Here is a 25,275-nt window from a genome sequence, read left to right as displayed (position 1 = left end):
TCCATGGCTGAGTCTATCCAGGCCAATAGCAGAGTTTTGGTGCATTTCACGCTGAAACTCGAAGATGGTTCCACTGCCGAGTCAACGCGCAATAATGGCAAGCCGGCACTCTTCACGCTGGGCGACGAAACGCTGTCGCCAGGCATGGAAGACCAGCTTGTCGGTTTGAAAGCAGGGGATAAGAAAGCATTCTCTTTGGCACCGGAGTCGGCGTTTGGTATTCCAAGCCCAGACATGATCCAGTATTTCTCGCGTCGTGAATTTATTGACGCGGGCGAGCCGGTGCCGGGTGCAATTATGTTGTTCACCGCAATGGATGGCAGCGAGATGCCTGGCGTAGTGCGTGAAGTTAACGGGGATTCCATCACCGTTGACTTTAACCACCCACTGGCCGGGCAAACCATTCATTTTGATATCGAAGTACTGGAAGTTAACCCGGTACTGGAGGCGTTGAATGCAGATCCTGTTGGCTAACCCTCGGGGTTTTTGTGCCGGGGTAGACCGCGCTATCAGCATTGTTGAAAACGCGCTGGCCATTTACGGCGCGCCAATTTATGTCCGCCACGAAGTGGTGCATAACCGTTACGTGGTAGACAGCCTGCGTGAGCGCGGGGCTATTTTCATCGAACAAATTAGTGAAGTGCCAGATGGCGCAATCCTGATTTTCTCGGCTCACGGAGTTTCCCAGGCTGTGCGTAGCGAAGCCAAAGGCCGTGATTTAACCGTGTTTGATGCGACCTGCCCATTAGTCACCAAAGTGCATATGGAAGTGGCTCGCGCCAGCCGTCGTGGTGAAGAGTCCATTCTGATTGGCCATGCCGGCCACCCAGAGGTGGAAGGCACCATGGGTCAGTACAGCAACCCGAAAGGGGGAATGTACCTGGTCGAATCACCGGAAGATGTCAGCAAGCTGGATGTGAAAAACGAAGCCAAACTTTCGTTTATGACCCAGACCACGCTCTCTGTGGATGACACTTCTGACGTGATTGACGCGTTGCGTAAACGCTTCCCGAAAATCATCGGCCCGCGTAAAGACGACATTTGCTACGCCACCACTAACCGTCAGGAAGCAGTGCGAGCTTTGGCAGATGAAGCCGATGTCGTGCTGGTTGTTGGCTCGAAAAACTCTTCTAACTCCAACCGTCTTGCCGAACTTGCGCAGCGTATGGGGAAAGCGGCGTATCTGATTGATGATGCGACGGATATCCAGGAAGAGTGGGTTAAAGGTGCTACCTGTGTGGGTGTTACTGCGGGCGCGTCCGCGCCAGATATTCTGGTGCAAAACGTTCTGGCACGTTTGCGCGAACTCGGCGGCAGCGAAGCCCGTGAGCTCGTCGGACGCGAAGAAAATATTATTTTCGAAGTGCCGCGCGAATTGCGACTGGATATCAAAGAAGTCCAGTAATACCGCACTTATTCCCGTCATACTTCAAGCAACTCGAATTATTTTGGGTATATAACACCATCAAATGGGGAGCTTTGGCTCCCCATTTTTTTGGCTATTCGTCGTCTTCATCCTGCATGATCGCACTGCGCCCGCCGTCCATCACAATCGTGGTTCCCGCAATAAAACCGGCTTTATCGCTGGCTAAAAACAGGCACAAATCACCCACTTCTTCCGGCTGTCCAATACGCCCAACCGGGTGCTTTTTGATGGTTTTTTCACGCGCCGATTTTCCATCAGCATGAGAATCAAACCATACCTGGTTACCGTCGGTATCAATAAAACCTGGCGCAATACCCACGGTACGAATCTCTGGCCCCCATTCGATAGTCAGGCTTTGTACCAGTGAAAGCAGGGCGCGTTTGCTAATGTTATACGGCGCACAGCCTGGCATGGTGGAAAACGCGTGATTGGAAGTGATCACCAGGATCGTGCCTTTGCTTTTGGCAAGCGCCGGGCGGGCGCATTTCGCCAGATACCAGTGGGAGCGCAGGTTAAGATCAAAGTTGTGCGCCCAATCACTCACTTCACAATCGATCCCTTTGAAGACGTTTTTCCCGGCGTTGGACACCACCACATCAATACGGCCAAACAGTTTTTCCGCGTCGCTGACGAACTGTTTGATCGACTCGGTTTTGGTGACGTCGACGGAAAAATAGAAATAGCGCTCGGGATTTTCAGCCAGCATTTTCTGGGCTCGAGGCGCTTTCTCCAGCGGTGAAAACGCGCAGCCAATAACAATATCGCCGTTATCTAAAAAGGTTTGCGCGATAGCCTGGCCGATGCCCTGGCTGGTCCCGGTCACAATCACTACGCGTGCGGATTTTTGATTGCTCATAATAAACCTCAAAAAGCTGCGGGCTCGCCGCAGCTTAAGTTTAGAGTAGGAAATCGGAAAGGAAGCGGTCGATTAATTGGCTATCTTCGGCGGTCAACTGCCAGCCTGGGCGGCGGCAGTAGTCGGTCGCAATAATCCCACGCCGCGCGAGAATCGTTTTCTCAACCTGAATGATGTATTCACAATGGGTCATCCAGCGCTGGATGTACGGCAGCAGCGCCTGATGCAATGCTTCGGCCTGCTGCTGTTCGCCGTTTTGCCAGTGGCGATAAATACGCACGTAGGCTTCGGTAAATGAACAGCCAGGCATCACGCCTTTGCCGCCTGCCGCCAGCATTTGCAGCATATACAGCCCGGCGTAACCGTTGAGTACGCTGGCCTGCGGCGCTTTGCTTAAGAACTCGCGAGTGTAATCCACCGGTGGATTACACTCGATTTTAAATACCGCATGCGGGTAACGCGCGGCGATCTCTGCCATTTGCTCGGGTGTTATCGGCAAACCGGTTTCACCCGGCGCGTACTGCACCATGACCGGAATATCTACCGCTTCCAACACCGCAAAAATATGTTCCTGAATTGCCTGTGGACTCGGGCTCAGGAAAAAGGGTGGGAGAAGCATTAGCACGTCCACGCCCAATTTTGCGTAGTCACGTGCGCGTTTCACGGCAAGCTCGGTGCTGTGGTCGGTGACCGACATCGCCCGGTAAAGCGGGCTGCCCGCCAGCGTTGAAACAAACACTTGCGCCAGGCGGTCACGTTCCATGTCATGCAACTTTGGAAACTCACTGGCGATGCCGAACAGCGTAGTGCCTTGCGCGCCACTGGTGGAGAGATGTTCCAGCAGACGCACAAAACTGTGTTCGTCAATCTCTCCGCTGGTGGTAAATGGCATGGCGGTAATCGGGTTAACGCCAACAATTTCCTGCGCGGTAAAGTGCTTAGCCATTAGTCATCCTCCCTGTCTGCCAGCACCGCACCTTGAGCGGCTGGCAACGCCCAACGGCGATACAAACGCAGGAAACCACGCGGTACTTCTTTGTTCACTGGCTTCCAGTTTTCACGACGTGTGGCCAGGATTTCTTCGGAAACGTGTAACGTCAGCATACGTGTTGGAATATCAATCGAGATTTCGTCACCGTCTTCCACCAGACCCAGTTCACCGCCATCCACCGCTTCAGGCGAAATATGGCCGACAAATAACCCGCGGTTGGATCCAGAAAAACGCCCATCGGTGATCAGCGCGCAGGTATCGGAAAGCCCCATGCCTTCCAGGGATTTCATTGGCTTGTACATTTCCGGCATGCCAGGCCCGCCTTTTGGCCCTTCATAACGCAACACCAGCACGCTGCCCGGTTTGATTTCCCCGGACATAATCGCATCAACGGATTCTTGCTCACTGTTGAACACCACCGCCGGGCCACGGAATACCATCAGGTTTTCCGGTACCGCCGCAGGTTTCACCACACAACCCAGCGGAGAAAGATTGCCGTGAAGCACGGCGACGCCCGCTTCGTTACGCACTGGAATCGCGAGCGTATGGATGACTTCCGGGCGGCAGCTGCGTTTTCCTTCGGCATGCAATTCGCGTTTGGTTTTACCCGCGACAGTCAGTGCGTCCAGATGCATCAGTGTGCTGATTTCATGCTCCACTGCCTGCACGCCACCTGCTTCCCAGAAGTCGATCATGTCGTGCTCAGAAGCTGGGTAAAGTGAGGCAACCAACGGAACCTTGTGGCTCAGTTTGTCAAAGGCTGAAAGCGGCAGATGGCCCAGTTCGGCTTCGTAATAAATCGCCTGGAGATGCAGAATCGCGTTGGTTGAGCCACCGGTTGCCAGCAGATAAACCATCGCGTTATGAATAGATTCCGCCGTAATAATCTGGCGAGCATTCACGCCATTTAGCACCAGTTCCACCGCCTGACGGCCAGTTTCTACGGCGCAATCGCGGCGTTCTTGCGAGACAGCTGGCAAGGTACTGCTGCCCGGCAGGCTCATGCCCAGCACTTCACCAATACAGCACATGGTGTTCGCCGTGCCGTACATGGTGCATGAACCCGGCCCAGGTTCTGCGATGTTTTCAATATGAGCGAATTCTTCCTCGCTGATTTCACCGCGTTTTTTCCAGCCAATGGCTTCGGTTACAATGTTACCGTCCCAGTGTTTGCCTTTGTATTCAGCTGGATACATCGGGCCGCCGTTGACCATAATCGCCGGGATATCCAGCCGCGCGGCCGCCATGAGCATTGCGGGTACGATTTTATCGCACGAACCGAGCAGCACCATGCCGTCAAAACGGTGGGCGCGCATCATCACTTCGATGGACGCGGTAATCACCTCGCGGGCGGCGAGGATATAACGCATCCCCAGATGCCCTTCTGCAATGCCGTCGCACGGCGCGATGGTGCCAAACACCATGCCAACACCACCGGCTTCTTCAATACCTTCCAACACTTTTGCCGTGAGTTCATTCAGGTTGGCATGACCTGCGGTTGCATTGGTGTAACTGTTAACCACGGCAATCACCGGTTTGCGTAATTGCTCGTCGGTATGCCCCATGGATTTATACAGCGCACGTTTTAGCGCGCCGTCGTCACCTTCAAGGATTGGGTTGAAATGCGTGCCACAACTGGCACATCCGCCACATCCACTCATATGCTTAATCTCTTTCTCACGTTAACGACTAATGTGATGTGCAGTTTCAGACTGCGCATCGTTCTGTTCAGGTGAAGCGATAACTTTTTTCGGGTTCGCCAGACGTGCGGGCAGCGCCAGGATTAACGGCACACACAGCAGCAGGAAGCCCGCCAGGATGTATAAACCGATGTCTGTACGCCCGGTGGTATCTTTCAGCCAGCCGAGCACCGTTGGGCCAAAGAATCCGGCAAGGTTGCCGATGGAGTTAACAAAAGCGATGCCCGCAGCGGCGGCCGTGCCTGATAGCAACGCGCCGGGGAGGCTGATATACGTTGGGATTAGCGCCAGGGTGCCGGACATCGCCACGCAAATCCATGCCATCATCCAGAAGGTGGAGCCGCTGCAATACGCGCTCAGCGTCAGCCCGACACAACCAATCAGAGCCGGAATCGCGATATGCCAGCGGCGCTCTTGCTTCAGGTCAGAGTGACGGCTGTTCCACACCATAAATGCAGCCCCGAAGACGTACGGTAGGGCAGCCAGCAAGCCGATATGGAAATCGTCGCTCACACCGGAAGTTTTGATAATCGACGGCAGCCAGAAGTTGATGCCGTAGTAACCAATGTTGAAGCTGAAAAATACCAGCGCCAGCAGCCAGACATAGCCATTTTTCAGCATCCCTTTCAGGCTACTGTCCACTTTGCCTTTATTGGCGAGCGCCCGGTTGGCTGCGTCTTTGGCGAGATCATTAATGACGACCTGCTTCTCAGCATCGCTCAACCATTTGGCTGATTTCACGTCGTTATCGAGATAGCGCAGAACCACGAAGGCCAGCAAGAAAGAGGGGATCGCTTCGACCAAAAACAGCCATTGCCAGTTATGCAGATGACCGACACCTTCAAATACTTTGAGGATCAGGCCGGAAAGCGGGCTGCCAATAATGGTCGACAGCGGGGTCACCAGGATAAACAGCCCCAGCGTGCGAGCCGAGCGCCATGACGGGAACCACAGCGTGAGATAAAACACGATCCCTGGGAAGAACCCGGCTTCTGCTACACCGAGCAAAAAGCGCACCACGTAAAACTGTGTGGGCGTGGTGACGAACATCATGCCGGCGGAGAGCACCGCCCAGGTGACCATGATGCGGGCAATCCAGAAGCGTGGGCCAAATTTCTGCATCAGCAAGTTGCTTGGCATCTCAAACAGAAAGTAGCCGATGAAGAAAATGCCTGCGCCGAGGCCGTACACCGTATCGCTGAAATTCAGCGCATCCTGCATATGCAGCTTGGCAAACCCGACGTTAACGCGGTCCAGATAGGCGAAGAAATAACACAAGATTAAAAACGGGATCAGCCGCCGGGTAATCTTGTTGTAGACCTTTGATTCAGCAGTGGAGTCCGCTGATTTTCTTTCTATTAATTCACTCATGTTCATCTCCAGGGTAGAGGGGGCCTGAGTTCATGCCTCAGGCCTGTTGTTGTTTTATTCTGTTGCAGTTGTTTGTGTGGCCTTGCCTTGTTGTGGCTGGCCGATGTCACGCAGCGGCTTGCCGCGCATTAAGTTGCGTTCGATGTGTTCCAGGGAAATGTTTTTGGTTTCAGGGACGAAAAGAATAGTCAGCACAATACAAACGACATTCAGCACGCCATACAGCCAGAAGGTGTTCGGGCTGCCGATGGTGTCGATAAGCGTCAGGAAGGTTGCGCCGATGATCATGTTGGCAATCCAGTTCGCCATCGTGGAGCAGGTGACGCCAAAATCACGACCTGCCAACGGTTGGATCTCAGAACACAGCACCCAGATAAGCGGGCCTGCGCTCATGGCAAAACCAGTGATGAAAATCAGCAGCACGATAACGGCGGTGTATTGCTCGGTTGGGTTAGAAATTCCGCTGTGGAACATATATCCCAGGATGCCCATGCAGATGGCCATTCCAGAGAAGCCCAGTTTCAGGATAGGTTTGCGCCCCCAGCGGTCGACCAACGCAATGGCAATAAACGTCGCCAGCACGTTGGTTAAACCCGCGATAACCGTGCCCCACATTTGTTCTTTAGTGGTAGAGAATCCGGCGATCTCGAAGATCTTTGGCGCGTAGTACATGATCACCGTCATACCGGTAAACTGCTGCATAAACTGGAGCAACACGCCCATGTAAGTGGAGCGGCGGAAGTTAGGGTTATGGCGGAAAAGCTGCAAACCGCGCTGCTTCATCTTCACGCTTTCGCGGATCTGATTGAGTTCGTCCTGCGCTTCTTTATCGGAGTTACGCAGTAGTTTCAGCACCTTTCCGGCCAGTTCGTGCTTGTCTTTCATCGCCAGCCAGCGTGGGCTTTCCGGCAGGGTCAGTACGCCAATAAAGAGGATGATTGCCGGGAAGGTAATAACGCCGAGCATCCAGCGCCAGTGGCCACCTTCGCTGAGTGCGGTATCAGACAGGAATGCGGCAAGAATACCGATGGTAATCATCAACTGATAAAGCGAAATCATGCTGCCGCGAATACGTTCCGGCGCGATTTCAGACAGATACAGCGGGGCGGTGAAGGACGCAACGCCTACGGCGAGTCCGAGGATAAAACGTGATACGGCGAGGATCTCCATGCTGTGCGCCACGGCACAACCGATGGAGCCAATGACAAACAGCACCGCACCCAGCAGCAGGCTTTTCTTACGCCCAAGACTGGAAGACATGGGGCCGCTGCATAAGGCGCCGAGTGCGGCACCCAACATCATGATGCTGACAACAATTTCCTGGTGGTGGCTGCTTAAACCAAATTCATTCGCAATAAAGGGCAGTGCCCCTGCGATGACGCCCATGTCCAGGCCAAACAGCAGCCCGGCCAGGGCCGCGAGGAAACAGACGAGGATCGTCTGGCGATTCGTATGTGTAGGGTTAGAAATTGTGCTCATGGTAACACCTCAAAATTTTTTGACTTAGAGCCTGAATTCGCAGGCGGGTCTGCCCGCAACTGTTGTTGTTATTTTTAAAACCGCGCCATCCTGGGCGACGGGTAGAGCAAGTCCATCTCGTGCAGAAGTGATGTAGAGATCGGACAAATTAGGGCCACCGAAGGTGCAACTGCTGGGCTGGCTGACCGGAAGTTCCAGCTGCCCGGCCTCAATCATTTGGTGGCCGTTGATTTGGTAGCGCATCAGGCACGAACTTCCCCAACAAGCATTGATGAGTTCACCTTTGGCGGTGAGCGTTGAGCCGTCGGGAATGCCGGATACCGGGTATTCTTGTTCGATGTGCAAGCCGTCTGGTTGCAGCGTTGCGCGGTAAAACATGTGGCGCAGCGAATCGGCAAACCAGACGTTTCCATCGATCCATTGCAGGGTATTGGGGACGAGTAAATCGCCCAGCAAACGTTGGGGCGTGAGTGCGTGAATGCTGACGCGATACCAGCCTCCGATCGCGCTTTGCGCCGCCGGGTCCATGGTGCTAAACCACAGTGAACCATCGGGTGCTATGGCGGCTTCGTTAGGGCGCGTTCCGGCGGCATCATCAGGCCACGCGCAAAGGCTGCTAAATTGCTGGTTTTGATAGTGATAGAGCGCGATACCGCTTTGGCTTACCACCAGAAATGTCTCAGGCTGAGTTGTCAGCAGTACCGCACTGGTGAAAATAGGCATCGGGTGAATATCCACGCGTCCGGCTTGATTTGGCCAGTAACGCAGCAGGCGGTTTTGCAGAATATCGACCCATAGCAGCGAGTCGCTACGGCTGCACCACACCGGCGTTTCACCCAACTGAGCGCGATAATCGCCAATCACCTCGATATTCCCACCGAATGCCTGATTCATGATTTACTCCGCAACCGCGCGCCAGGCGTGTTGATAAGCCTGCGCACGTTCACGCAGCAAATCCAGGCTCATTCCTGCCTGATAAAGCCCGCCGCCAAGGCCGAAACCGTTGGCACCTGCCTGCATGTAACTACGCATTTGCGCGGCATCTGGCTGAATACCGCCAACCGGTAACAACGCCACTTCGCGTGGGACCACCGCGCGAAAAGCTTTGGTTATCACAGGGCTGACATGTTCGGCTGGAAAGAGTTTCAGAGCGCTGGCACCGGCGGCAATGGCGCTGAACGCTTCGCTGGGTGTCATGATGCCAGGCATGCTGATTAGCCCGAGTTTACTGGTGTGGCGGATAACATCAGGGCAGCAGTTTGGCGAAATAATCAGTTGCCCACCGCACTCGGCAACCGCATCAACCTGCGCAACCGTCAGCACCGTGCCTGCGCCTACGTAACCGCGTTCACCCACGACTTTGCGCATCAGGGAAATGGATTCCAGCGGCGAGGGGCTATTGAGCGGTACTTCAAGATAACGGAAGCCGAATTCCAGCAAGATTCCTGCCGCTTCGGCAGCGTCGGCAGGGGTGATGCCGCGCAAAATGGCGACCAGTGGTAATGGCTCTTTTTGCCATTGAGCAATGAAATTTTCCGGGATCATGACGGGTTTCCTTGAAGCAGGGTAAAGAGGTGCCACAGGCCATGAATGAAGCAGTCATCGCCGTTGGCAGGAGATAGATTGAGATCCAGCAAGCTTGCTGCCAGCTGATAGCGAGCGCTTAACGACGGGCTGCCCACGATCCAGGTATGCTGCCCAACAGGCAACGCCAGTAATTCGTAGCCAATCGTTAAGCCGGAGAGATAACTGTGGACGCTGGATTCAGGGATTTCTCCAGCCAGGCGGCGCGTGCGCGCGGAGAAAATTAAATGGGTAAATGGCGCACCCTGTTTTGCGTTTTTCACGCCCAGCAGGAACGCTTCTTCGTCTTCTTGCTGTTCCGGTAACCCGCGCCCAAGAATAGAGTGCTGCGAAAGTAACGAGAAAATCTCGCCGGTCATAAAGGTGGAGAATGACGTTATTTCACCGTTGTGCATTTGCGCGTGTTTGCTGTGCGTGCCGGGCAGCAAAGCGCTCAGTTGGTCTGCCGGATGGCGTGCTGCCAGCCCTAACAATTGTACTTCTTCACCACGCATTACATCTGGCTGACCAAACTGACTGGTGCTGTTAGCACCGGGAATCACCCATGCCGGGCTTCCCCACGGAGTGGTGAAAGCCAGTGTGCGTGAAGACAAATCACGCGCGCTGCATGGTAGTGGCGCATAAGGCACCTCATGCCAGCCTTGCTGCGAACCCACCATACCCGCCATCACAATCGGCAAATTGCCATATTGCTCAAGCCAGGTTTGCAGCAGGTTGTGAAGCGTTGGGGCAAATTGATTTTTTTCTACGGACAGTAGTCCGCAGGCTTCACTAATACGGGATACCTGCTGCGAACCCTGCATTAAAAATGCACGGAAGTTAGTGGTTCCCCAATCGATGGCAATCCAGTTGTTGTTCATTCAAGTAATACAAACCATGCAATCTTGTAATACAAGAATGCTAGAACAAAAAAACGCCACGAAGTGTGAGGGAGATCGAAATTACATCAGTTGAGGATCAAATTATGTGGTCGAACATTTCCGGCCGATCTTGCCAGATCCGTTTTTTGGCGGCATTGAGCAGAATATTGCGCATTTGTAGGCGAGCATTATCGATTTGTTTAAGGCGTATGGCATCAAACAGCAGGTAGTGTTCATCGACGGCAGCTTTCGTCTGGCGTACGTCTTTTTCAAGCGTTTGCCGGAAGGAGAGCGCCATGGCTGCGGAAAGTGCATTTCCGAGTGCTAAAAGAAAGGGGTTATGCGTGGCGCGTAATAAGGCATGGTGAAACGCCATATCGCCTTCTTCAAACAAGGATTTTTGTGCTTCAAGCTGGCCTTTACGCATCAGTAAGAGTGCATCTTCCATTGCTGCCAGATCGTGACCGTTGGCATTGAGTGCCGCAAGCGTTGCCACGTTTGGCTCGAAAATCAGACGCGTCACGATCAGTTGCTCAACCAGTTTCAGGTCAAGTTCGCCTTCAGCCAGCCAGCCCAGTACGTCGATATCCAGCAGGCTCCACTGCTCGCGACTGTTCACTGTGCTGCGTTTTTTGGCCTGAATAGAGATAAGTCCTTTTGCCGCAAGAACCTGGAGCGCATTGCGCACGGAAGTGCGTGAGACTTCATATTCGACGGCCAGTTCGTTCTCACCAGGCAGTGAAAGCCCCGGCGCGAGATCGCCGTGCATAATTCGTCGCGCAAGATGTTGAGTGACGGATTCTGAAATGCTTGCCTGTGGGGTTTTCATCGTTTTTCTCGACCAGACCAAAAAATAGAAGCGAGCTACATAGTAAGCTAATCGCCACCTATGTACCTAATATGCTTAAAAGAGAAGAGCGCGATTTATGGACAAAACTTCAATCATTCTCGATACCGACCCTGGCATTGATGATGCCGTCGCGATAGCCGCCGCGATTTTTTCCCCTCAGCTGGATTTAAAACTTCTGACGACAGTCGCAGGCAACGTCAGCGTTGAGAAAACAACGCGCAATGCTCTGCAATTAATGCACTTCTGGCAGAAGAATATTCCGGTTGCACAAGGTGCCGCAACCCCGCTGGTGCGTAAACTGCGTGACGCCGCTAATGTTCATGGCGAGTCCGGTATGGAAGGTTATGCGTTCGTTGAACATCAGCGGAAGGTGCTGGATAAACCTGCTTTTCAGGCCATTTTCGAGTGCTTATGTGCAAGCGCTGAGCCCGTCACGCTGGTGGCGATTGGCCCGTTGACCAACATCGCTTTGTTGCTCACTCAGTACCCAGAGTGCAAACCGAAGATCAAACGTCTGGTGATTATGGGCGGATCGGCGGGCCGCGGTAATTTCACACCGAACGCTGAATTCAATATGGCTATCGACCCTGAAGCGGGTGCGCGCGTGTTTGAAAGCGGGTTGGAGATCGTGATGTGCGGCCTCGATGTGACCAATCAGGCGATGCTTAGCCCAGAATATCTGGCAACACTTCCCGAACTGAATCAAACCGGGAAAATGCTGCACGCGCTGTTCAGCCACTATCGCAGCGGAAGTATGTCTACGGGTCTGAGAATGCATGATCTCTGCGCTATCGCCTGGTTGGTAAAACCTGAACTTTTCCGCATGGAATCATGTTTTGTGGCGGTGGAAACCCACGGCGAGTTTACGGCGGGAACCACGGTTGTCGATCTCGAAGGCCGGTTAGAACGACAGCCCAATGCACAGGTAGCAATGGATTTAGACGTTGCAGGTTTCCGGGCATGGGTGGCAGAGGTGCTGGCGCTGGCCCCGTAATATTTAACGCGACGCAGATCGACTTTCTCCGGTCCAACTATTCGGTTAATCGATTAACCTTGCTATGCTGATTCAGCAGTTCTCCTTGGGCCGGAGAAAAACGATGAGTATTACCTTCAATAAACCACCGAGCGTGGCGTTCCTTACAGGCCAATTCACGGCTGAAAATGTGATTAAAAAAGTCACCCGCAGCGGTGATTTGAGCGGCGTGTTTCACGATATCGCCGCCTGGCAGGCTATTCCATCCGATACTCCGATTTATGAAGTCGAAATGCTCAATTCCCTGCAAGGGGAAGGTGAGTTGTATGTTGGCATGACGCATCTGCATCCGGGCCGCGTGGGCAACGAATTCCATATGACTCGCGGGCATTTCCATCAGCGCCGCGAGCAGGGGGAGGTGTACTTCGGGATCCGGGGAAGTGGCTTGCTGCTGCTGCAAAACGAGCATCGCAAAGCGTGGCTGGAGCACGTTTCACCGGGTTCGGTGCATATTATTCCAGGGGATACCGCGCATCGGCTGATCAATACCGGCAGCGAAGTGCTCTCAGCACTGGCTGTTTGGCCGAGCATTGCGGGCCACGATTACGGCTCGCTGGCGCAGGGTTTTGCAGCGCGCGTGGTTTTGCAGGATGGAAAAATCCAGGCAAAAGAGGTGCAAAATGGCTGAGTCGCGCCTTCACTTCGGGCTGGATATGCAAGTGCATCACCAGCCAATGGGCTTTAGCTACGGGGAAGAAGTGATTGGTCCGTTGCCGGAGATCCGCAAACTTGAAAGCATCCGCGCTTCGTTACGCGATCCGCACTGTGATGGGCCGGAAGATGTTTATGCCATTGTTATGGATGTGGCACGTTTACAGGATCGGGAAGAACTCAAAAAAAGAATGTTGCTGTTTGGCGTGGTGACGTACGCCTCCGGGCGTTTGGGTGATGAGCCCATACGCAGCCAGGGGCATATTCACCGCATCAGCAGCCATAGCGGTTGGTCCCCGCCTGAGCTGTATGAAATCTGGCAGGGTAAAGCGATCATCTATATGCAGGAATATGTTGCTGACGATCCGGGGCGCTGTTTTGCCGTTCTCGCAGGCCCTGGTGAGAAAGTGCTGGTGCCGCCGGGTTGGGCGCACGCCACGATTTCAGCTTCGCCGGATGAACCGCTGACGTTTGGTGCCTGGTGCGACAGAGAATACGGTTTTGAATACGAGGCGGTTCGCGCTTACAAAGGGTTGGCGTGGTATCCGTTGTTGCAGGATGAACATATTGCCTGGCAGCATAATCGCCATTACATGCCGGGGCGCTTACAGGTGACGTCGCCGCGTTGTTATACCGAGTTTGGTATTACAGATGAGCCGTTATATCAGCAGTTTATAGACGATCCGGCGCGGTTTCAGTTTATTTCTAAGCCGGGGATGGTGAGTCAGAAGTGGGTGAATTTTCATCCTTAAAAACCACCCTCACCCTAACCCTCTCCCTGAGGGAGAGGGGACTGATCGAGTATGTTTTTCCCCCTCTCCTGAGGGAGAGGGGACTGATCGAGTATGTTTTCCCCCTCTCCTGAGGGAGAGGGGACTGATCGAGTATGTTTTCCCCCTCTCCTGGGGGAGAGGGTCGGGGTGAGGGGGAAATTAACACTACAATCAACTAAACAACCCAACTGCCACACCCGCCGCGGCCAGCACCAGCAATAACAACATCGCTTTCACCGGCGAAACACCGCGTTTAGCCATCAAATACCAGGTGCCAATCACAACCAGCAACGGTAACAAATTCGGGAAAATTCCATCCAGCATCTGCTGCACATGAATATTCACGCCATCTTTGGTGACAAACTCAAGCCCGGTCCCCAGCTTCACATAACTTGCCGCCACGCCGCCCATCACGAACACGCCGAGTAACGATAGCGCTTCCCGCAGGCGCGTTGATTTGCTGCTCACCAGCATTTCAACAGACGTTGAACCCATGCGGTAACCTTTCAGGAACAGGAACCACGATCCGGGAATAATAATCGCAAGCCAGGCAACGCAATAAAACAGCGGTCCGAGGATATTCCCGCCTGCCGCAAGCGCCATACCGATACTGAGTAGAATCGGGATCAACATGCCGGGGATCATCGAATCACCAATGCCTGCCACCGGTCCCATCAATCCCACTTTCAGGGTGTTGATAGTTTCGCCGTCAATCGGTTCACCATTGGCGCGCTTTTCTTCCAGTCCCAGCACCATGCCGTTCACGATCGCACCCAACTGTGGCTCGGTGTTATAAAACGACGCGTGGCGCTTGAGCATCTCCTTACGTTGTTCCTCATCGGGATAGAGTTTTTTCGCCACCGGCAGCATGCTCAAACAAAAACCGAATGACTCAAGGCGCTCAAAGCTCATGGACGAGAGGTTGTACATCATCCAGCTACGCCAGCAGCGGCGTAAATCCTGGCGAGTGAGTTTACGTTCTTCCATCAGAATTCATCCTCATCATCAGTGGCGCTTGAGGCTACACGTTCAGCCTGCGGCTCGGGTTTGTAGTTGTAGTGAATTAACGCCAGCAGCGCCCCGACAATCACCAGCGCCACCATGTTTAATTTCAGGAAAACGATGCAGATAAACCCCACCAGGAAGTAAATCAACATGCTGTAATTTTTGATGATTTGTTTGAGAAGAATCGCGATCCCGACCGCTGGCAGAATGCCACCCAGCACGTTCATCGTGGAAAGGACGATATGCGGCAGGCTGTCCATAAAGGCATTGATATACTGCGCGCCAAAATAGACGGCAATAAACGTCGGCACAAAGCGCATCACAAAATTGGTGGCTTGTGGCCAGATGGCGCTGTTGAGGTACACACCGCGTTCGTCGCCTTTCTCAAGTGCAACGTCTGCGCGGTGGTTCCACCACGAGTTCAGTACCATCATGGCGTTGAACAACACAGTCCCTGCAATACCGATGGTGGCGGCTAACGCCACGGCGACTTCCGGGCCTTTATTGGAAAGAATACCCAGCGCGATTGCCGGGAAAGCCACAAAGTTCAGATCGGCAGGCATAGATCCACCGGGGGTTACCATCGCGATGTACACAGCCTGAACCGCCACACCAATGATAATCCCGGTTTGAACATCGCCGAGAATAAATCCTACCAACATTCCTGAAACCAATGGGCGAGTAATCAAATACCAGCCACCAGTAAGCCCCAGCAGCCATGGGCTACTTAACGCACCGAGGTAACAGAGAATGCCGATCAAAGCCGCTTCAAAAGCCATAATGCACTCCTTTATTTGAGTTTTTGGCGAGCGTCCTGCCAGCTGTAGCAGCTGGCATCGGGAACCAGACGAAATTCAATCTGGTGCCCGCGGCTTGAGAGGTAGTCGAACGCGGCTATCTCTTCCGGGTTTACAGACTGATTAGGGCCAATGGTTGTGGTGGTGGCACGTGCGCTCATCGGGCCAACGTTGATTTTTTTATTGCTGTTTTGCAGGCTAATCCCCGCTTCTTCGATGCGTTTTAGCGTGACCGGGGATTTGCCAATCACGAAATAGTGCTTTTCGCTGGCGATGATCTTGGGCAGTTTTTCAATCGCCGTTGCGGTATCAAACAGCCAAACTTTGATGTCCTGAACCGCACCTTTCATGACCGAAGAAAGCAGAGGATCCGCGGCGACGGCATCGTCAATCGCGATGATCCCCTGGCACGGCAGCTCTTTTGCCCAGCGAGTCACTAACTGGCCGTGGATCACCCGATCATCGATACGTACAAATGAAATACTCATCGTGCCTCCTTAGAAATCATCCGATTGCGCAGCTTCAGCCAGACGAGCCTGTACCAGCGTTTCTTGCGTTTGCTCCAGCAGTTGCGCGGCAGCGTGCTCAACATCTTGCAGATCTTTTATTTCATCACTCAGCAGCAACATGGGGAAATTCACCCCACCGAGAACCGCGATTGGCGGCTGTGTTTGTGGGTCAAACGCGTGATGACAGGCGATGTTCCACGGCGTACCGCTTTGCAAATCGCATAGCACCAACACGCCATCGGCTCCTTTACTTGCCTCTTTCAAAACAGCGGCAAACTCATCAGCAAAACTATTGATGCCTTTGTTTTCCGTGAGCATGACGGGGAAAACATGCGGTAATTCGCCGTATACCATGCGCGAACTGGTGAGAAGCGCCTCTGCCAGTGAGCCGTGTGTTGCCAGAATCACATTAATCATTTTTATCCCCTTACCCAGGCTTTCATGGTGGCGAGTTGTTGATGAGCACCGTGACCGTACGGTGAAATGCGGTATTCCCCAACGGCTGCGGGAATGATGAAGGTTTCGGCGTAGTGCACGACAAACGGTTCGAATGCGCCGCTTGGGCTTTCAACCAGCGCTTCGTCACCTTCTACCAGGTTCAGCACGTTGACCCCGCCGTTGGTATGGTGCGTTACGGGCTGCGTAAACCAGTGGCGACGTGTTTCAATAAACTCCCGTTCATGCAGACCGGTACGTTCTTCGCGCCAGCCGTCGCCTTCGGCAATCGGCTCGAAATGGTTCACCAGGTGCTCGGTCACCCATTGGGTATCACGTTGCCAGTCAATGACTTGTGCGCCATGTTCCAGATGTACTGGACGCGGCAGACCATCAAGACCTAACCGGCCCCAGTCCCATAATTTAAAGGTGAAAATGTACGGCGTGGCGCTGATTTCCAGCACCATCGCGCCAGATCCAGAGCAGTGAACGGTGCCCGCAGGGATCAGGAAATGATCGTGTTTACGGGCCGGGAAACGGTTTACAAACTTCTCATCATCAAACGCCTTTTCTCCGCGTTGTGCGGCCGCGAGTGAGTCGAGCATTTCTTGCGGATCGATTCCCGTTTTGGTTCCGAGGTAAACTTCCGCACCCGGTTCCGCTTCCAGCAGGTAGTAGCTTTCATCCTGCGTGTAGTGCATCCCGAAATGCTGCTGGATGTACTCCGTTATCGGATGAACCTGGAAACTTAAATTCTGCCCGCCGATGGTATCGAGGAAATCGAAACGGATCGGGAATTCCGCACCAAATCGGGCATGAACGCGCTCACCAAGCAACGGGCGAGGGTAGAGCAACACCAGATCCTGAGAGGGGATCTCGATCCGCACATCACCAAAACGCAGTAACAGGCTGTTCTCCTCGGGCACACAGTCAAAACACCATGCGTAATTTGGCTTTGAGGGATCGAGATTGAATTTGTCTTTCATCCATTGGCCGCCCCAGACACCCGGGTCGAAGAATGGCACCACGCGGAAAGGTTGTTGCGTGGTTTGTTGCAGGCCGTGGCGTAGCGCTTCACCACTGACCATGGCGGGTTGTTCAGGGTTGTTGGTATCGAGCAGGAAATCTGCCCGTTTTAGCAGCGGGGTTTTATGGCGGTCAAACACGCGCCACTCAATGAAAAAGGCACGTTTATAGCGGCGCAGAATATCTTCATCACAATTATCTACACCCCAGTTGCCCAATTCACCCCGACGAAAACGCTGCTGGATTTCCCAGCGCGCAAGGTCTGCATAGACCAGCATGTCACCCTGGTGAATCAATGCAGCCCCGGGGCCGTAAATCACGACCAGGCCGTTGTTGACTTCAGCAACTTGCTGCTGCGCGTGAGCCAGTTTCTCAGGGCAAAAAAACTCTGTTAATTCGTGGCAGGAAAGCACGCCGAAGACGCGGTCATCGGTCAGGTTATACGCCAGCAAGTCATGCAGATGTTGCTCACTCAACCGCGCTGATTCTGCGTTGATAACCAGATCAGGATGCAACTGCGTAATGAGCTGTGAATGCAGCTCGTCAAGTTGAACACCGGGGTAGCAGTCAATCACCAGTACGGTTTTTTCGGTGCGTGTGAGTTGCTCATCGAGCATGTGTTTGATAGCTGACCAGCCCTGCGATGCCTGGTGGTCAAACCCTGAAACCCTGACTTCGGGATACTTATCGTATGATGCCGAATGCATAATATTCTCCCTGTTTCTGATAGATTAAGATTAATCGATTAACCCATTTTGAACAGTGTGGTAAACGCGATTAACCCACCACTTTTAGCAATGGATTGCGAAAAACCGAGTTATCTGTGATGGCTTTCACATGGCAGAGAGTAATTTTTTGGTTATTCGATTAATCTATTGGGAAATGCTTAATTGTGAGGAGTGTCGATGAGCACCGTTACCCTTGCCCAGGTTGCAAAACAGGCGGCAGTTTCAACCGCTACCGTTTCGATGGTGTTGCGTAATCGAGGCCGAATATCTGACGCCACCCGAAGTCGCGTACTCAAAGCCCTGGACGATCTGGGTTATGTTTACAACCAGACGGCTGCGAATCTACGTAATCGCACCAGCAACCAGGTCGGATTATTACTGCACGACATCACCAACCCGTTTTATGGCGAAATGACTGCCGGGTTGAGTCAGGAAATGGAGCGCCACGACTTGCTGCTGTTTCTCGCTAATAGCGAGGAGTCGGGTGAGCGCCAGCAAAAGTTTGTCGATTCTCTGATGCGTAACAACGCCTGTGGAATGGTGTTGTGCGCGGCAAGGGAGACGCCGCCGCTGTTTTTCGAAACTCTGAAGCGGCGGAACATCCCGGCGATTATGGTGGTGCGCCCCATGGACGACGTTGATTTCGATTTCGTCGGCACTGACAACTTTTTGGGTACGCAACTGGCGACACAGCATTTGCTGCGTCTGGGCCATCGTCATATCGCATTTATCGGCGGCAGTGAAAACTCCATTAGCCGCGCCCAGCGTATTGGGGGCTACAGCAGTAAATTGCTGGAGCATCGTATCCAACCGAAAAGCGAATGGGTTGTTTCATCGCTCGCCAGCCAAAGTGACGGCGCGCGGGTGGCTGAAGAGCTGTTTAGCCGTTATCCGGAAATCACAGCGGCAGTCTGTTATCAGGATATTGTGGCGCTGGGCGTGATGCAGACGCTACGGAAAATGGGCCGCCAGCCGGGTGTGGATTTTGCGCTGATAGGATTCGACGACATCACCGAAGCATCCCTGGTACAGCCTGCGCTGACGACGGTTTCAGTCGCGGCCAAAGAAATTGGACGCAAAGCGGGGGAGTTATTGTATAGCCGAATTCAGGGCAACGACGAACCGCCAAAACGGATAATCCTCCCGCCTACGCTGGTGGTAAGGGAGTCGTGCGGGTTTGCAAAATGACTGACTTAAAACCCTTTGATTATCAGGTGAACCATAGGTTTTACTGATAACTTTAGCAGTTTGTCATTAATTTCTTATTATCGGTGTTTTCGAGTGGCGGGGCTGCTTTGGGCTAGTTAACCTGAGTATACCCGACAGACTTCGAGACGCTGGTGCATAGGCTGCAATCGGGTTATTTGGGTACACGAATGTTTATTAAAGAAAAGAGAGTGAATATGGATGAGTCACAAGTCCGTGTAGCAATCGCGGGTGCGGGTGGTCGCATGGGGCGACAATTGATTCAGGCCGCAATACTGATGGATGGCGTCAAACTGGGGGCTGCGCTTGAGCGTCCGGGTTCATCCTTAGTAGGAAGTGACGCTGGTGAATTAGCAGGCGTTGCCAAAACAGGTGTCATTGTCAGCGATAGCCTGGATGCGGTCGTGGAGGATTTCGATGTGTTTATCGATTTCACTCGTCCTGAAGGCACACTGAATCATCTGGCTTTTTGCCGCCAACACGGTAAAGGGATGGTTATTGGCACTACTGGTTTTGATGATGCGGGCAAGCAGGCGATTACGGATGCCTCAGCTGACGTTCCAATTGTCTTTGCTGCAAACTTTAGCGTGGGTGTGAACGTGATGCTCAAGCTGTTAGAAAAAGCGGCCAAAGTGATGGGGGATTATACCGACATCGAGATCATCGAAGCCCATCATCGCCACAAAGTGGACGCGCCGTCAGGCACCGCGTTGGCGATGGGTGAAGCCATTGCACATGCGATGGACAAAGATTTGAAAGAGTGTGCGGTTTACTCCCGTGAAGGGTACACAGGCGAGCGCGTTCCAGGCACTATTGGTTTTGCAACAGTGCGTGCGGGCGACATTATTGGTGAACATACGGCGATGTTTGCGGACATCGGCGAGCGCATTGAAATCACGCATAAAGCTTCAAGTCGCATGACTTTTGCAAATGGTGCAGTTAGATCTGCTTCATGGCTGAAATCAGTGAAAAGTGGTCTTTATGATATGCGTGACGTGCTAGATTTGAATAGTTTGTAAATCTTATTACCCATCGTGATGTGGTTATTTCAATCATAAGGTGTTGATTGATGGGGCAATATTTTATTGCCCTTTTTATTTTGTGATTTTATAAGTGTATTTCATATTTTTCATCTCCTAACCCTCATTAAGTTTGTTTATCCTGTCTGTTTTTGCTATCTCATGATTAATTTTGACCATTTGGTCCACTTTTCACTCCCGAAATCGTTAGTTTCCTATTCATCCAGGTCCGCAACCGTTTACGCGCTATAAGTTAGTTGTTGATTTCATCGGTCAATTCCACTTTTTCCACTCAGAGTGGCAAAAAACACATAAAAAGTTGCGCTTATGGTAGACTTTTCCCCGGCCTCTCACTAGAATGCCGCCGTTTGTCAAAAATCCAAATGACAGGCTGTTTTGCATTGATTCAGGAAATGGTTTTGAATTAATATGCAAATAAATTGACTGTTTATTCCCTGGAGGGCGTTTTGATTAAGTCAGCAATATTGGTTCTGGAAGACGGAACCCAATTCCACGGTCGGGCCATTGGGGCATCGGGGTCGGCAGTGGGGGAAGTCGTTTTCAACACTTCTATGACCGGTTATCAAGAAATCCTCACTGATCCTTCCTATTCCCGCCAAATCGTCACTCTTACTTATCCTCATATCGGCAATGTTGGCACCAATTCTGCTGACGAAGAATCCTCCCAGGTACATGCGCAAGGCCTCGTTATCCGTGACCTACCACTGATTGCCAGCAACTACCGCAATACCGAAGACCTTTCTTCCTACCTCAAGCGCCATAACATTGTGGCCATCGCCGATATCGATACCCGTAAGTTGACCCGTATTCTGCGCGAGAAAGGTGCACAGAACGGCTGCATCATCGCCGGAGATAACTTAGACGCGGCACTGGCGCTGGAAAAAGCGAAAGCATTCCCAGGCCTCAACGGTATGGATCTGGCGAAAGAAGTGACCACGAAGGAATCTTACGCCTGGCAGCAGGGGAGCTGGACGCTGGAAGGTGAATTGCCTGAAGCGGCTAAAGAAGAAGATTTGCCGTTCCATGTTGTCGCTTACGATTACGGCGTGAAACGCAACATTCTGCGTATGTTGGTTGACCGCGGCTGCCGTCTGACGGTGGTTCCGGCACAAACATCCGCTGAAGATGTGCTGAAGTTAAATCCAGACGGCATCTTCCTGTCTAATGGTCCTGGTGACCCGGCACCATGCGATTACGCCATCAGCGCAATTAAATCTTTCCTCGAAACCGACGTACCGGTGTTCGGTATTTGTCTGGGCCACCAGTTGCTGGCTCTGGCGAGCGGCGCGAAAACGGTGAAGATGAAGTTCGGTCATCACGGTGGCAACCACCCGGTTAAAGACCTCGACCGTGATTGCGTGATGATTACCGCTCAGAACCACGGTTTTGCGGTAGACGAAGCCACGCTGCCAGCGAATCTGCGCGTGACCCACAAGTCATTGTTCGATGGCACTCTGCAAGGTATTCATCGCACAGATAAAGCAGCATTCAGCTTCCAGGGGCACCCAGAAGCAAGCCCTGGTCCGCACGATGCGGCGCCGCTGTTTGACCACTTTATCGAATTAATTAAGCACTACCGTCAGTCCGCGAAATAATCAGGAGCTAAGAAAATGCCAAAACGTACAGATATAAAAAGCATCCTGATCCTCGGCGCAGGCCCAATTGTTATCGGCCAGGCGTGTGAGTTCGACTATTCCGGTGCTCAGGCGTGTAAAGCGCTGCGTGAAGAGGGTTACCGTGTTGTTCTGGTGAACTCCAACCCGGCGACAATCATGACCGACCCAGAAATGGCGGATGCGACCTACATCGAGCCGATTCACTGGGAAGTCGTACGCAAAATCATTGAGAAAGAACGCCCGGATGCTGTGCTGCCAACCATGGGCGGCCAGACTGCACTGAACTGTGCGTTGGAGCTGGAACGTCAGGGCGTGCTGGCTGAGTTTGGCGTCACCATGATTGGTGCCACCGCTGACGCCATTGATAAAGCCGAAGACCGTCGTCGTTTCGACGTGGCAATGAAAAAAATTGGCCTTGATACTGCGCGCTCCGGCATCGCTCACAACATGGAAGAAGCGCTGGCTGTCGCTGCGGATGTCGGTTATCCGTGCATCATCCGTCCTTCATTCACCATGGGTGGCACCGGCGGCGGTATCGCTTACAACCGTGAAGAGTTCGAAGAAATCTGCGAGCGTGGTCTGGATCTTTCCCCAACCAAAGAGCTGCTGATTGACGAATCGCTGATCGGTTGGAAAGAGTACGAGATGGAAGTGGTGCGTGATAAAAACGACAACTGCATCATCGTTTGCTCTATCGAAAACCTTGACCCGATGGGTATTCACACGGGTGACTCCATCACCGTGGCACCGGCTCAAACACTGACCGACAAAGAGTACCAAATCATGCGTAACGCCTCGATGGCGGTACTGCGTGAAATCGGCGTGGAAACGGGTGGCTCTAACGTGCAGTTCTCGGTTAACCCGAAAACGGGCCGTCTGATTGTTATCGAGATGAACCCGCGCGTGTCGCGCTCTTCAGCGCTGGCATCCAAAGCTACCGGCTTCCCGATTGCTAAAGTGGCGGCCAAACTGGCTGTCGGTTACACCCTTGATGAACTGATGAACGACATCACTGGCGGCAAAACGCCAGCTTCGTTCGAACCGTCCATTGACTACGTTGTGACTAAAATTCCACGCTTTAACTTCGAAAAATTCGTCGGTGCCAATGACCGCCTGACGACGCAGATGAAATCTGTCGGTGAAGTGATGGCGATTGGCCGCACACAACAGGAATCACTGCAAAAAGCACTGCGTGGTCTTGAAGTGGGCGCGACCGGTTTTGACCCGAAAGTGAATCTGGATGACCCGGAAGCCCTGACCAAAATCCGCCGCGAGCTGAAAGATGCCGGTGCCGAGCGTATCTGGTACGTGGCCGACGCATTCCGTGCAGGTCTGTCAGTCGATGGCGTATTCAACCTGACCAATATTGACCGCTGGTTCCTGGTACAGATTGAAGAGCTGGTGCGTCTGGAAGAGAAAGTGCAAGAAGTCGGTATCACCGGCCTGGACCATGACTTCCTGCGTATGCTCAAGCGTAAAGGCTTTGCGGATGCGCGTCTGGCTAAACTGGCGGGCGTTCGTGAATCAGAAATCCGTAAACTGCGTGAGCAATATAAGCTGCACCCGGTTTATAAGCGCGTTGATACTTGTGCGGCGGAATTCTCAACCGACACCGCGTATATGTACTCCACTTATGAAGATGAGTGCGAAGCGAACCCGAACAACGACCGTGACAAAATCATGGTACTGGGCGGTGGCCCGAACCGTATCGGCCAGGGTATCGAGTTTGACTACTGCTGCGTACACGCCTCTCTGGCGCTGCGCGAAGATGGTTATGAAACCATCATGGTTAACTGCAACCCAGAAACCGTTTCTACCGACTATGACACGTCCGACCGTCTGTACTTCGAGCCAGTGACCTTCGAAGATGTGCTGGAAATCGTGCGTGTTGAGAAACCTAAAGGCGTTATCGTGCAGTACGGCGGCCAGACCCCGCTGAAACTGGCGCGTGAACTGGAAGCCGCAGGCGTACCGATTATCGGCACCAGCCCTGACGCTATCGACCGTGCTGAAGACCGTGAACGTTTCCAGCACGCTGTTGACCGTCTGAAACTGAAACAGCCTGCCAACGCCACGGTAACTACCATCGAAATGGCCGTCGAAAAAGCCGCGCAGATTGGTTATCCGCTGGTGGTTCGCCCATCCTACGTACTGGGTGGACGCGCGATGGAAATCGTTTACGACGAAGTCGATTTACGTCGTTACTTCCAGACTGCGGTTAGCGTGTCTAACGACGCGCCAGTGTTGCTGGACCGCTTCCTCGACGACGCGGTAGAAGTGGATGTTGATGCCATCTGCGACGGCGAAACCGTGCTGATTGGCGGCATCATGGAGCATATCGAACAGGCTGGCGTTCACTCCGGTGACTCTGCATGTTCTCTGCCAGCTTATACACTGAGCCAGGAAATCCAGGACGTGATGCGCCAACAGGTGCAGAAACTGGCTTTCGAGCTGCAAGTTCGCGGTTTGATGAACGTGCAGTTTGCGGTGAAAGATAACGAAGTCTACCTGATTGAAGTGAACCCGCGTGCTGCGCGTACCGTACCGTTTGTTTCCAAAGCAACCGGCATGGCGCTGGCGAAAGTGGCCGCGCGCGTGATGGTTGGGCAAACGCTGGTTCAGCAGGGCATGACCAAAGAAATCATCCCGCCTTACTACTCCGTGAAAGAAGTGGTACTGCCGTTCAACAAATTCCCGGGCGTTGACCCGCTGTTAGGGCCAGAAATGCGCTCTACCGGTGAAGTGATGGGCGTGGGCCGCACCTTTGCTGAAGCTTTCTCGAAAGCGATGCTGGGTAGCCAGTCCACCATGCGTAAACCAGGCCGCGCGCTGCTCTCGGTTCGTGAAGGCGACAAAAAACGCGTTGTGGATCTTGCTGCCAAACTGCTGAAACAGGGCTTTGAGCTGGACGCGACTCACGGCACTGCGGTTGTGCTGGGTGAAGCGGGTATTAACCCACGTCTGGTGAACAAGGTGCATGAAGGCCGTCCGCACATTCAGGACCGTATCAAGAATGGCGAATATACCTACATCATCAACACCACGGCTGGTCGTCAGGCGATTGAGGATTCCAAACTCATCCGCCGCAGTGCGCTGCAATATAAAGTGCATTACGACACCACGCTGAACGGCGGCTTTGCCACCGCGATGGCGCTGAACTCTGATGCGACTGAAAAAGTCATTTCAGTTCAGGAAATGCACGCGCAGATCACTAAGTAATCTTCGGGTTGTTCAGTTTAATAAGGCTCACTTCGGTGGGCCTTTTTTTGTTATGTAGATCACACATGTAGGCTGGATATCGTTAAGCGACTACACTGTGATGATTACGCATACGGACAA

General features: G+C 53.0%; 23 protein-coding genes. 9 read left to right on the top strand and 14 right to left on the bottom strand.

All coding sequences use genetic code 11. From position 1 onward, the window contains the following. Positions 1–3: 3 nt before the first annotated feature. Together fkpB and ispH are read left to right on the top strand one after the other, a co-directional pair. A complete protein-coding gene (fkpB, locus tag BSPA111_RS08095) occupies positions 4–474 on the top strand; it encodes an FKBP-type peptidyl-prolyl cis-trans isomerase (protein WP_183270657.1) in 471 nt (156 codons plus the stop codon). Next, on the top strand, positions 455–1,405 hold the full coding sequence (gene ispH, locus BSPA111_RS08090) for a 4-hydroxy-3-methylbut-2-enyl diphosphate reductase (RefSeq protein ID WP_183270656.1): 951 nt from the start codon (positions 455–457) through the stop codon (positions 1,403–1,405). The genes fkpB and ispH overlap by 20 nt, the downstream gene beginning before the upstream one ends. A 94-nt stretch (positions 1,406–1,499) precedes the next feature. On the opposite strand, the gene BSPA111_RS08085 is transcribed toward ispH, so the two are convergent. The 9 genes from BSPA111_RS08085 to BSPA111_RS08045 form a co-directional block, all read right to left on the bottom strand. Further along, on the bottom strand, positions 1,500–2,282 hold the full coding sequence (locus tag BSPA111_RS08085) for an SDR family NAD(P)-dependent oxidoreductase (protein WP_183270655.1): 783 nt from the start codon (positions 2,280–2,282) through the stop codon (positions 1,500–1,502). A gap of 40 nt (positions 2,283–2,322) precedes the next feature. Next, positions 2,323–3,228, bottom strand: coding sequence for a dihydrodipicolinate synthase family protein (locus BSPA111_RS08080; RefSeq protein WP_183270654.1), 906 nt, complete (start codon positions 3,226–3,228; stop codon positions 2,323–2,325). Then, positions 3,228–4,934, bottom strand: coding sequence for a dihydroxy-acid dehydratase (gene ilvD / locus BSPA111_RS08075; RefSeq protein WP_183270653.1), 1,707 nt, complete (start codon positions 4,932–4,934; stop codon positions 3,228–3,230). Before ilvD ends, BSPA111_RS08080 begins: the two co-directional genes overlap by 1 nt. Before the next feature lie 21 nt (positions 4,935–4,955). After that, positions 4,956–6,344 carry an MFS transporter gene (locus tag BSPA111_RS08070; protein ID WP_183270652.1) on the bottom strand — a complete coding sequence of 463 codons (1,389 nt, stop codon included), beginning with the start codon at positions 6,342–6,344 and terminating at the stop codon, positions 4,956–4,958. A gap of 54 nt (positions 6,345–6,398) precedes the next feature. After that, positions 6,399–7,823, bottom strand: a complete 1,425-nt coding sequence (locus BSPA111_RS08065; RefSeq protein WP_183270651.1) for a sugar porter family MFS transporter — start codon at positions 7,821–7,823, stop codon at positions 6,399–6,401. A gap of 24 nt (positions 7,824–7,847) precedes the next feature. Next, on the bottom strand, positions 7,848–8,717 hold the full coding sequence (locus BSPA111_RS08060) for an SMP-30/gluconolactonase/LRE family protein (protein WP_183270650.1): 870 nt from the start codon (positions 8,715–8,717) through the stop codon (positions 7,848–7,850). Between the two features lie 3 nt (positions 8,718–8,720). Next, positions 8,721–9,368: a 2-dehydro-3-deoxy-6-phosphogalactonate aldolase gene (locus tag BSPA111_RS08055; RefSeq protein WP_183270649.1), complete on the bottom strand. Its 648-nt coding sequence runs from the start codon at positions 9,366–9,368 to the stop codon at positions 8,721–8,723. Then, complete coding sequence (locus BSPA111_RS08050; protein ID WP_183270648.1) at positions 9,365–10,267, bottom strand: 2-dehydro-3-deoxygalactonokinase; 903 nt, start codon at positions 10,265–10,267, stop codon at positions 9,365–9,367. The genes BSPA111_RS08055 and BSPA111_RS08050 overlap by 4 nt, the downstream gene beginning before the upstream one ends. Positions 10,268–10,364: 97 nt before the next feature. Then, positions 10,365–11,096, bottom strand: a complete 732-nt coding sequence (locus BSPA111_RS08045) for a FadR/GntR family transcriptional regulator (protein ID WP_183270647.1) — start codon at positions 11,094–11,096, stop codon at positions 10,365–10,367. A 97-nt stretch (positions 11,097–11,193) separates the two neighbouring features. Here BSPA111_RS08045 and rihC point away from each other — a divergent pair, with 97 nt between their 5' ends. The 3 genes from rihC (at position 11,194) to BSPA111_RS08030 (ending at position 13,553) form a co-directional block, all read left to right on the top strand. Further along, on the top strand, positions 11,194–12,111 hold the full coding sequence (rihC, locus tag BSPA111_RS08040; RefSeq protein WP_183270646.1) for a ribonucleoside hydrolase RihC: 918 nt from the start codon (positions 11,194–11,196) through the stop codon (positions 12,109–12,111). 103 nt (positions 12,112–12,214) lie between these two features. Then, entirely contained in the window at positions 12,215–12,778 is a 564-nt protein-coding gene (locus BSPA111_RS08035; protein ID WP_183270645.1) for a glucose-6-phosphate isomerase family protein, read from the top strand. After that, entirely contained in the window at positions 12,771–13,553 is a 783-nt protein-coding gene (locus BSPA111_RS08030; RefSeq protein ID WP_183270644.1) for a glucose-6-phosphate isomerase family protein, read from the top strand. Before BSPA111_RS08035 ends, BSPA111_RS08030 begins: the two co-directional genes overlap by 8 nt. A 192-nt stretch (positions 13,554–13,745) precedes the next feature. Here BSPA111_RS08030 and BSPA111_RS08025 read toward each other — a convergent pair whose 3' ends face one another. The 5 genes from BSPA111_RS08025 to BSPA111_RS08005 are packed head-to-tail and all read right to left on the bottom strand — an operon-like array spanning position 13,746 to position 18,053. Further along, complete coding sequence (locus tag BSPA111_RS08025) at positions 13,746–14,561, bottom strand: PTS system mannose/fructose/sorbose family transporter subunit IID (RefSeq protein WP_183270643.1); 816 nt, start codon at positions 14,559–14,561, stop codon at positions 13,746–13,748. Beyond that, positions 14,561–15,358, bottom strand: coding sequence for a PTS sugar transporter subunit IIC (locus tag BSPA111_RS08020; protein ID WP_183270642.1), 798 nt, complete (start codon positions 15,356–15,358; stop codon positions 14,561–14,563). The genes BSPA111_RS08025 and BSPA111_RS08020 overlap by 1 nt, the downstream gene beginning before the upstream one ends. An 11-nt stretch (positions 15,359–15,369) precedes the next feature. After that, entirely contained in the window at positions 15,370–15,864 is a 495-nt protein-coding gene (locus BSPA111_RS08015; RefSeq protein ID WP_183270641.1) for a PTS sugar transporter subunit IIB, read from the bottom strand. A 9-nt stretch (positions 15,865–15,873) separates the two neighbouring features. After that, positions 15,874–16,302 (bottom strand): PTS sugar transporter subunit IIA, encoded by a 429-nt coding sequence (locus BSPA111_RS08010; RefSeq protein ID WP_183270640.1) that lies wholly within the window; start codon positions 16,300–16,302, stop codon positions 15,874–15,876. 2 nt (positions 16,303–16,304) lie between these two features. After that, the gene (locus BSPA111_RS08005) at positions 16,305–18,053 is read right to left on the bottom strand and encodes a class I mannose-6-phosphate isomerase (RefSeq protein WP_183270639.1); all 1,749 of its coding nucleotides are present in this window, start codon (positions 18,051–18,053) and stop codon (positions 16,305–16,307) included. A gap of 198 nt (positions 18,054–18,251) precedes the next feature. Here BSPA111_RS08005 and BSPA111_RS08000 point away from each other — a divergent pair, with 198 nt between their 5' ends. From BSPA111_RS08000 to carB, 4 genes are all read left to right on the top strand, one after another. Next, the gene (locus tag BSPA111_RS08000; protein ID WP_183270638.1) at positions 18,252–19,262 is read left to right on the top strand and encodes a LacI family DNA-binding transcriptional regulator; all 1,011 of its coding nucleotides are present in this window, start codon (positions 18,252–18,254) and stop codon (positions 19,260–19,262) included. Between the two features lie 215 nt (positions 19,263–19,477). Beyond that, positions 19,478–20,299 (top strand): 4-hydroxy-tetrahydrodipicolinate reductase, encoded by an 822-nt coding sequence (gene dapB / locus BSPA111_RS07995; protein ID WP_183270637.1) that lies wholly within the window; start codon positions 19,478–19,480, stop codon positions 20,297–20,299. Positions 20,300–20,766: 467 nt separating this feature from the next. Further along, a complete protein-coding gene (gene carA, locus BSPA111_RS07990; RefSeq protein WP_183270636.1) occupies positions 20,767–21,915 on the top strand; it encodes a glutamine-hydrolyzing carbamoyl-phosphate synthase small subunit in 1,149 nt (382 codons plus the stop codon). Positions 21,916–21,930: 15 nt separating this feature from the next. Then, positions 21,931–25,155, top strand: coding sequence for a carbamoyl-phosphate synthase large subunit (carB, locus tag BSPA111_RS07985; RefSeq protein ID WP_183270635.1), 3,225 nt, complete (start codon positions 21,931–21,933; stop codon positions 25,153–25,155). Positions 25,156–25,275: the final 120 nt, after the last annotated feature.

Origin of the sequence: Buttiauxella sp. A111 (assembly GCF_014189855.1) — a bacterium.
Classification (GTDB): Bacteria; Pseudomonadota; Gammaproteobacteria; order Enterobacterales; family Enterobacteriaceae; genus Buttiauxella; species Buttiauxella selenatireducens.
The sequence above is the reverse complement of the archived record's forward strand: the minus strand, read 5'-3'. Positions and strand labels throughout refer to the sequence as shown.